This is a genomic window from Protofrankia sp. CiP1_Cm_nod4 (assembly GCF_982290645.1).
Genome location: NZ_CEVIVC010000239.1, coordinates 1 through 4,098, shown reverse-complemented (window position 1 = coordinate 4,098; position 4,098 = coordinate 1). Strand labels below are relative to the sequence as shown.

3 protein-coding genes are annotated in these 4,098 nt (G+C 74.6%); all 3 read left to right on the top strand.

Annotation, left to right across the window (positions count from 1 at the left end; translation table 11 throughout):
• On the top strand, positions 1–960 hold a 960-nt coding region (locus AC5LSR_RS23530), incomplete at its 5' end, for a TrbL/VirB6 family protein (protein WP_493469048.1).
• Positions 961–1,108: 148 nt separating this feature from the next.
• Entirely contained in the window at positions 1,109–2,092 is a 984-nt protein-coding gene (locus tag AC5LSR_RS23525) for a PrgI family protein (RefSeq protein ID WP_493469047.1), read from the top strand.
• On the top strand, positions 2,089–3,984 hold the full coding sequence (locus AC5LSR_RS23520; RefSeq protein WP_493465712.1) for a VirB4 family type IV secretion system protein: 1,896 nt from the start codon (positions 2,089–2,091) through the stop codon (positions 3,982–3,984). The genes AC5LSR_RS23525 and AC5LSR_RS23520 overlap by 4 nt, the downstream gene beginning before the upstream one ends.
• Positions 3,985–4,098 lie beyond the last annotated feature (114 nt).

The window sequence follows — 4,098 nt, the reverse complement described above, 5'->3', positions numbered from 1 at the left end:
GAGCGGACACCCAGCCCGGCCCCGGGGCCGGCCCCGCCGGCTGCCGGTGACGGGGGTGGGGGTGGGCTGTTCGGCTGGCTGGACATCGCCGGCCGGATCACCCGGGCGATCAACGGCTGGTTCGCCGGCTTGGTCGAGGCCGCGCTCGAGCCGATGCTGCGGCTGCTGGGCCGCACGGTGCTGTCCACTCCGGACGTGACCGTCCAGCCGCGGGTGGTCGAGCTGTGGAAAACCAGCGCGGTGATCGCGAACAGTGTGTTCCTGCTCGTGCTTACCGTCGGCGGGATCGCGGTCATGGGTCATGACAGCGTCCAGACCCGCGCCACCGCCAAGGAGCTCGCCCCGCGGATGGTGGTCGCGTTCGTGATGGCGAACCTGAGCCTGCCGCTGCTAGGGATCGCGATCCGGTTCGCCAACGCCCTGTCGCGGGCGTTGACCGGGCAGCGGGTGGACGCCGACGGGGCCGGGCAGCTGCTGCTGACGGTGCTGCTGGCCGGGCGGGTGACCAGCATCTTCCTGATCCTGCTGTCGCTGGTCGTGGTGGGGCTGGCCGCGACGGTCGTGGTGGGGTGGATCGTGCGGCTGACGGTGATGATGCTGCTGGCCGTCGCCGGCCCGCTGCTGCTGATCTGGCATGGCCTGCCGTGGACCGAGGGAGCGGCGGCGTTGTGGTGGCGGGCGGTCGCGGGCTGCCTGGCGATCCAGCTCGGCCAGAGCCTACTGATCATCCTGGGGTTGCAGGTGTTGCTGTCCGGGGACGGCGTGGGCGGGCTGCTGTCCGTCGGGGACGGGCTGATGAACATCCTGACGGCCGCGGCCGTGCTGTATACGGCGATCCGGTTGCAGGGCTGGGTGACCCAGCTGGTGCTGCGCGGTGGAGGCGGCCAGTCGATGGTGGTCAGCCTGGTGCGCTACCGGCTGCTGCGCGCGGGGCTGGCCGCCGCCGGTGTCCGCGTCTAACCCTTCACCGCACCCTCCCTACCTCGCTCTGCGTCCCGTCCAGTCCGTCCCGATTCGTACTGGACACCGTGCTCCGGTGGCTGTCCAGGGCCCCGGGCCCGACCCGCTGTCCCATTCCCTGTGTCGCGCTGTTGTATGGAGGTGTCGCATGTCCGCTGTTCCGCTGTCCGGTCCGGCCGGTTTCCGGGACCGGGTCCGGATCCCCGCTGATGTGGACCGGCCGGACCGGATCCTTTTCGGTCTGACCGCCCGCCAACTCGCCCTGCTCGCCCCGTTCGTGCTCGCGATCGCCGTCCTGTACGGGGCGCTGTCCCCGGTGCTGCCGCTGCCGGTGGTCGCCGGGCTGTGCGTCCCGCTGCTGGCCGCCGGGGCCGCGCTCGCGCTCGGCCAGCGCGGCGGGGTGTCGCTGGACCGGTACGCCGCCGCCGCGCTGGCCCACCGCCGCCGCCCGCACCTGCACCTGTCCGCCCCCGACGGGCTGCCCGCCGCCCCGGGCTGGCTGCCCGATCTCGACACCGCCCGGCGCCACACCCCAGCGGCGGCCCGGCCGCTGGCCGGCGGGGTGGACGCGGCCGGGGTGATGGATCTGGGCCCGGACGGGGTCGCGGTGCTCGCCGAGGTGGACGGCGTCAACGTCACCCTCGGCACGGACAGCGAACGCCGTGGGCAGGTGACCGCGTTCGTCCGGATGCTCAACGCGTTGGACGGGCCGGTGCAGATCACGGTGCGGGCCGCGCCGGTCCGTCTCACCCCGCATCTGACCCGCATTCGCGCGCAGGCCGCCGAGCTGCCGCATCCGGCGTTGCAGACTGCCGCCGTCGACCATGCTGCCTTCCTCGACGGGCTCGCTGCCCGCCGGACCCTGCTGACCCGGCAGATCCTGCTCACCGCCCGGGAACCCGCCCCGGCCGGCGGCGCTCGGGGGCGCGACGCCGCGGCCGGCCGGGCGTTGCGGCGAGTCGAGGACGCCGCCGGGCTGCTGGCAACCGCCGGGCTGACCGTGCGGGTGTTGGACGCCGACGCGGTCACCGGCCTGCTCGCCGCCGCCGCCCACCCCGGCACCCCGCCGCTGCCCGCGGGCATCACCGCCACCGGCACCATCACGGCCGCACCGGCCGGAGACCCGCGATGACCCGCCACCTCTTCCCCTTCCCCCGGCCGGGGAAGTGGTCTCGGTCCGCCGCCGCGGGGCCGGCCGCCGGCGGGCCGGTGCTGTTGACCCCGCCCGGCCTGCAGGCCACCGCCGGCCACCTGCAGATCGCGGACATGGTCGCGGCCACGATGACGGTGGTCGGCTATCCCCGCGAGGTCGGCCCGGGATGGATCGAGCCGCTGCTGGCCTACCCCGGCCGGCTCGACGTGGCCGTACACGTGGACCCGATCCCGCCGCCGGTCGCGGCCCTGCGGCTACGCCGCCAGCTCGGCCGGTTGGAATCCGGCCGCCGCGCCGAGGCCGCCGCCGGCCGGCTCACCGACCCGGAGCTGGACGCCGCCGCGCACGACGCGGCGGATCTCGCCGGCCGACTCGCCCGCGGCGAGTCCCGGCTGTTCCGCCTGGGCCTGTATCTGACGGTCTACGCCGACAGCGTGCAGGACCTGGCCGAGGAGAAGGCCCGGGTCACGGCGCTGGCGCACAGCCTGCTGCTGGCGGTACAGCCGGCGACCTTCCGGACGCTGGCCGGCTGGGCGACCACCCTGCCCCTCGGGGTGGACCTGCTGCGTATCCGCCGCACCTTCGACAGCCAGGCGCTCGGCGCGGCGTTCCCGTTCGCCACCCCGGACCTGCCCCTGCCCGACGTCGACAGGCCGGGGGCCGGCCCGGTCGTCTACGGCGCGAACCTGCACTCCGCCGGCCTGGTCGTGCACGACCGGTGGGCGATGCCGAACTACAACTCCGTCACCCTGGCCGCCTCCGGCGCCGGGAAGTCCTACCTGACGAAACTCGACGTGCTCCGCAGCCTGTATCAGGACGTGCAGGTCGCCGTGGTCGACCCCGAGGACGAGTACGCCCGGCTGGCCGCCGCGGTCGGCGGCACCCACCTGCCGCTCGGCGCCCCCGGCGTGCACCTCAACCCGCTCGACCTGCCCGCCCACGCCCGGCATGATCCGGAGCTGCTCACACGCCGGGTGCTGTTCTGCCACACCCTGCTCGCCACCCTCCTCGGCGACGACGGGCTGGACGCGGCCGGGCGGGCGGTGGTGGACCGGGCGATCCTCACCGCCTACCGGCACGCCGGGATCACCACCGACCCGGCCACCTGGGACCGGCCCACCCCCCTGCTGACAGATGTGGCCGCCGTCCTGGCCGCCGAGGCGGATCCGGTCGGGCCGGTGCTCGCCGGCCGGCTCGCCCCCTACACCACCGGCAGCCACAGCACGCTGTTCGCCGGGCCGACCACGACCCGCCCGCAGGGCCATCTGCTCGTGTTCTCCCTGCGGCACCTGCCCGACGAGCTCAAACCGGCCGGCACCCTGCTCACTCTGGACGCGATCTGGCGGCAGGTCGCCGATCCCGCCCACCGGCGCCGGCGCCTCGTCGTCGTGGACGAAGCCTGGCTGCTCATGGCGCATCCGGCTGGCGCCCGGTTCCTGTTCCAGCTCGCCAAGGCCGCCCGTAAACACTGGGCCGGGCTGGCGGTGGTCACGCAGGACGCCGCCGACCTGCTCGGCTCGGAGCTGGGCCGGGCGGTCGTCGCCAACGCCGCCACCCAGATCCTGCTGCGCCAGGACAGCAGCAGCATCCACCAGGTCCAGACCGCGTTCGCGCTCTCCGACGGCGAGACCGGGCACCTGCTCGCGGCCCGCCCCGGCGACGCCCTGTTAATTATCGGGCCCGGGCGTCGGGCTGCCTTTCACGCCGACGCGTCACCGCAGGAACATGCCTTGATCACAACCGATCCGGTGGAGATCACCCCGACTCTCACCGGTGGCGGTCCCGCCGTGCCACCGTCCGCCACCGCCGCGACGGCGGTGCGGTCCGCCGTTCCCGCGCCGGTCCCGGCGGAGGATGCCGACCCCTGCTGACCACCCCTGTAACGCCCCATCCGTTGCCGGCCGGCGTCGTGCGGACCGGCCGGGTCCGCGCCCTTGTGTTCCGGAGGTTCGTTCATGCTCGCATCCAGCCCCCCACCCCTACCC

Bases quoted from the DNA above. Each gene is read 5' to 3' on its own strand.
- AC5LSR_RS23525 (WP_493469047.1), top strand. From the start codon at position 1,109: ATGTCCGCTGTTCCGCTGTCCGGTCCGGCCGGTTTCCGGGACCGGGTC.
- AC5LSR_RS23520 (WP_493465712.1), top strand. From the start codon at position 2,089: ATGACCCGCCACCTCTTCCCCTTCCCCCGGCCGGGGAAGTGGTCTCGG.